Raw genomic sequence first — 3283 nt, 5'->3', positions numbered from 1 at the left:
CGACCACGTTCGTCCCGGCGCCGCCGATCCAGGCGCCGCCGCCCGTGCAGTTGCCGCCCGTCGAGGCGCCGCAGGCCGAGCAGCCGCCGGTGCAGGAGCCGGTCGAGTTGCCGCAGCCGCGACTCAGTGGTGGTGGGGCGCAGGATCAGGGGCCCGCGAGGATTCCGCCGGTGGTCCAGATGCCCGAGTTGGTGCTGCCCGAGGTGGCCACGCCAAAGGGCGCGGGAGAGTGACCGGTCGGGTCAGCGGTATCCGTCGGACTCCGACGTGGCCTCGTTGAGCGAGGCGTCGGCGTAGCCGCGGCAGTAATCCCACGTCACGTAGGCATCGGGTTCCGGGTCGTAGGCAGGCTCGTGCGGCCGCACCGTTCCGTCGACCAGCAGCTGTAACAGGTTGGCGCGCAACATGTCCCAGTCGTGGTAGTGGTCCTGCTGGCATTCGTCGCAGCACACCACGAGGCCGCGGATGCCCTTGTGGGCCAGGAGTGCTTCATAGACCGCCAGATCGGCGAGATCGGCTTCCACCGCGGTGCGTTCCTGCGGGTCCAGCGGCTGACCCGGTTCGAGCGCATCGAGCGCAGCCGACGGATCGCACGGATCGTCGGCGAACGGGTCAGGCGGCAAACCCGGCGGCAAGTGGTCTCGCACGCGTCCAGAGTACGCAGCCCCACTGTGATCGCGCCAGCGGTTGCCCCGGCGCGGCGACCCGGGGATGGAATCGCGAGTTGCGACTGCTGAGCCGATAGGATTGAGTATCACGCTTCGCCCCGATGGAGGCAGTAAGGAGTCGAGGCCCATGTCGATCGCTGAAAGCAGCGTTCCCCTCGCCGTACCGGTCCCCACCGGCGGTGACGATCCGACCAAGGTCGCGATGCTCGGGCTCACGTTCGACGACGTCCTGCTGCTGCCCGCCGCCTCCGACGTGGTGCCGGCGATGGCCGACACCTCGAGCAGACTGACCAAGCGCATCCGGCTGCGGGTGCCGCTCGTCAGCTCGGCGATGGACACCGTGACCGAGTCCAGGATGGCCATCGCGATGGCACGCGCCGGCGGGATGGGCGTGCTGCACCGCAACCTGCCCGCAGCCGAACAGGCCGGCCAGGTCGAGACGGTGAAACGCTCCGAGGCGGGCATGGTGACCGACCCGGTGACCTGCTCGCCGGGCAACACGCTGGCCGAGGTCGACGCCATGTGCGCGCGGTTCCGCATCTCGGGGCTGCCGGTGGTGGACGACAACGGGCAGCTCGTCGGCATCATCACCAACCGCGACATGCGCTTCGAGGTCGACCAGAGCAAGCCGGTGTCGGAGGTGATGACCAAGGCGCCGCTGATCACCGCGCAGGAGGGGGTGTCGGCCGAGGCCGCGCTCGGGCTGCTGCGCCGGCACAAGATCGAGAAGCTGCCGATCGTCGACAACCACGGCAAGCTCACCGGCCTGATCACCGTCAAGGACTTCGTCAAGACCGAGCAGTTCCCGCTTGCCACCAAGGACTCCGACGGCCGGCTGCTGGTCGGGGCGGCGGTAGGGGTCGGGGACGACGCCTGGACCAGGGCGATGACGCTGGCCGACGCGGGCGTCGACGTCCTGATCGTCGACACCGCACACGCACACAACCGCGGCGTGCTGGACATGGTGAACCGGGTGAAGATGGCCGTCGGCGACCGCGTCGACGTGATCGGCGGCAATGTCGCCACCCGGGCGGCGGCAGCGGCGCTGGTGCAGGCCGGGGCCGACGCGGTGAAGGTGGGCGTCGGGCCGGGCTCCATCTGCACCACCCGGGTGGTCGCCGGTGTCGGCGCGCCGCAGATCACCGCGATCCTCGAGGCCGTCGCCGCCTGCGCGCCGTCCGGCGTGCCGGTGATCGCCGACGGCGGGCTGCAGTACTCCGGCGACATCGCCAAGGCGCTGGCCGCGGGCGCGTCGACGGCGATGCTCGGTTCGCTGCTGGCCGGTACCGCCGAGGCGCCCGGCGACCTGATCTTCGTCAACGGCAAGCAGTACAAGAGCTACCGCGGCATGGGGTCGCTCGGCGCGATGCAGACCCGCGGCACCCGCAAGAGCTACTCCAAGGACCGCTACTTCCAGGACGACGCCCTGAGCGAGGACAAGCTGGTGCCCGAGGGCATCGAGGGTCGCGTGCCGTTCCGCGGACCGCTGTCGACGGTGATCCATCAGCTCACCGGCGGCCTGCGGGCGGCCATGGGGTACACCGGGTCGGCCACCATCGAGCACCTGCAGCAGGCGCAGTTCGTCCAGATCACCGCCGCGGGGCTCAAGGAGAGCCATCCGCACGACATCCAGATGACCGTCGAGGCGCCGAACTACTACGCCCGCGGGGTCTGACGCGCATGCGCGACATGGTCGAGATCGGCATGGGCCGCACCGCCCGCCGTACCTATGAGCTCGGCGACATCAACATCGTGCCGTCCCGGCGCACCCGGTCGTCCAAGGACGTGTCGACCGCATGGCAGCTGGACGCCTACCGGTTCGACATGCCGGTGCTGTCGCACCCCACCGATGCGCTCGCGTCCACCGACTTCGCCATCGAGCTGGGCCGGCTCGGCGGCCTCGGCGTACTCAACGGCGAGGGACTGATCGGCAGGCACGCCGACGTCGAGGAGAAGATCGCCCAGGTGCTCGAGGCCGCCGAGAAGGAGCCCGAGCCGTCGGCCGCCATCCGGCTGCTGCAGCAGCTGCACGCCGCGCCACTGGACCCCGAGTTGCTGGGCGCCGCGGTGGCGCGGATCCGCGAAGCGGGCCTGACGACGGCCGTACGGGTCAGCCCGCAGAACGCCAGGGCGCTGGCACCGTCGCTGATCGCGGCCGGGCTGGACCTGCTGGTGATCCAGGGCACCATCGTGTCGGCCGAACGCGTGGCGTCCGACGGCGAGCCGCTGAACCTGAAGACCTTCATCTCCGAACTCGACGTCCCGGTCGTGGCGGGCGGGGTGCTCGACCACCGCACGGCGCTGCACCTGATGCGCACCGGCGCTGCCGGCGTCATCGTGGGGTACGGCTCCACCAGCGGCGTCACGACCAGCGACGAGGTGCTCGGCATCAGCGTGCCGATGGCCACCGCGATCGCCGACGCGGCCGCCGCCCGCCGCGAGTACCTCGACGAGACCGGCGGCCGCTACGTGCACGTGCTGGCCGACGGCGACATCCACACCTCCGGCGACCTGGCCAAGGCCATCGCTTGCGGTGCCGACGCGGTGGTGCTGGGCACCCCGCTGGCCACGGCGGCCGAGGCGCTGGGCGGCGGCTGGTTCTGGCCGGCCGCGGC

At 71.0% G+C, this 3283-nt stretch carries 3 protein-coding genes and 1 pseudogene; 3 read left to right on the top strand and 1 reads right to left on the bottom strand.

Going from position 1 to position 3283, the window contains the following annotated elements:
* A pseudogene (locus tag Q2100_RS24470) lies at positions 1–233 on the top strand (hypothetical protein); the annotation flags it as partial.
* 9 nt (positions 234–242) lie between these two features.
* Here the strand turns inward: Q2100_RS24470 and Q2100_RS24465 are convergent.
* Positions 243–647 carry a DUF5319 domain-containing protein gene (locus Q2100_RS24465; RefSeq protein WP_085192450.1) on the bottom strand — a complete coding sequence of 135 codons (405 nt, stop codon included), beginning with the start codon at positions 645–647 and terminating at the stop codon, positions 243–245.
* 148 nt (positions 648–795) lie between these two features.
* Here Q2100_RS24465 and guaB point away from each other — a divergent pair, with 148 nt between their 5' ends.
* Positions 796–2343, top strand: a complete 1548-nt coding sequence (gene guaB, locus Q2100_RS24460; RefSeq protein WP_264014943.1) for an IMP dehydrogenase — start codon at positions 796–798, stop codon at positions 2341–2343.
* Positions 2344–2348: 5 nt separating this feature from the next.
* Positions 2349–3283: GuaB3 family IMP dehydrogenase-related protein (locus Q2100_RS24455; RefSeq protein WP_302916140.1), on the top strand; the 935-nt coding region annotated here is incomplete at its 3' end.

It is taken from the genome of Mycolicibacterium arseniciresistens (assembly GCF_030519285.1).
GTDB classification, from domain to species: domain Bacteria; phylum Actinomycetota; class Actinomycetes; order Mycobacteriales; family Mycobacteriaceae; genus Mycobacterium; species Mycobacterium arseniciresistens.
The sequence above is the reverse complement of the archived record's forward strand: the minus strand, read 5'-3'. Positions and strand labels throughout refer to the sequence as shown.